The sequence below is a fragment of the Mesorhizobium sp. M7A.F.Ca.CA.001.08.2.1 genome, assembly GCF_003998455.1.
Lineage (GTDB): Bacteria > Pseudomonadota > Alphaproteobacteria > Rhizobiales > Rhizobiaceae > Mesorhizobium > Mesorhizobium ciceri.
Genome location: NZ_RZPW01001223.1, coordinates 1 through 1,038, shown reverse-complemented (window position 1 = coordinate 1,038; position 1,038 = coordinate 1). Strand labels below are relative to the sequence as shown.

At 65.2% G+C, this 1,038-nt stretch carries 1 protein-coding gene; it reads right to left on the bottom strand.

The genetic code is table 11. The features are described from left to right. Nucleotides 1-94: 94 nt before the first annotated feature. On the bottom strand, nucleotides 95-1,038 hold a 944-nt coding region (locus EN914_RS36365; protein WP_245497938.1), incomplete at its 5' end, for a CaiB/BaiF CoA-transferase family protein.

Genomic DNA, 1,038 nt, shown 5'->3' with positions numbered 1-1,038 from the left:
GGCCAGCAGGCGCGGGGTCACGATGTCCTCGACCTCGTGCGTGCGTCCGATCCATTCCTGCAGCGTGCTTGTGTCCAGGCTCATGAGATCCTCGTCAGGCGGCGAATTCGGACCGGATCCGGTCCGAATCGGCGCCAAGGGCGGGAACGCCGGGGACGGTTGCGAACCCCTCCGACCGCCCTGCCGGAATCGGCACGGAGATGCGCCTGCCGTCCGGCAGCGCCACCTCTGTCCGTCGCAACGCCTTGTGGTGTGGCAGGTCGTGCATTGCGCTCACCCGGCCCCAGGCGATCTGCGCCTCGTTGAGACGGTCTATGGCCTTTTCGCAGTCGATTGCCGCGAAGATCGGTTCGATCTCGGCGTCGAGCGCCGTGCGGTTGGCCACCCGCCAGGCATTGGTGGCGAAGCGTTCGTCGGCGAACAGATCCTGCCTTTGCAGCACGAGCGTGCAGAAGCGCTTCCATTCATTGTTCTGCTGGATGGACACGACCACGCTGCCATCCCGACAGGCATAGGGTCGATAGGGGTAGATCGAAGCGTGCGCCAGGCCATATCTCTGGGTCTCGCGGCCCGCATATTCGTAGTGCAGCAGCGGCACGGTCATCCAATCGGCCATGGCGTCGAACATGGCCACCTCGACAATGCGGCCGCGCCCGGTCTTCTGGCGCGCCAGCAAGGCTTCGAGGATCGCTGCATGGGCATTCATGCCGGTGGCGATGTCGGCGGCGGAAACCCCGACCTTGCTCGGTGTGTCCGGTGTGCCGGTGACGGCACAGATACCGCTTTCGGCCTGCACCAGCATGTCGTAGGCGCGCATCGCCGCGTAAGGCGTATCCTGTCCGTAGCCGACGATGTTGATGGCGATCAGCCGAGGGAATTTTTCTGCGATCGCATCGGCGGAGAGGCCGAGCCTGTCGATAGCGCCCGGGGCGAGATTCTGCACGAGAACATCCGCGCGCGCCACCATCCGGTGCAGGAGAGCCAGGTCGTGCTCGGTCTTCAGGTCGAGCACCGCGCTTTCCTTGCCGCGGTTGAGCC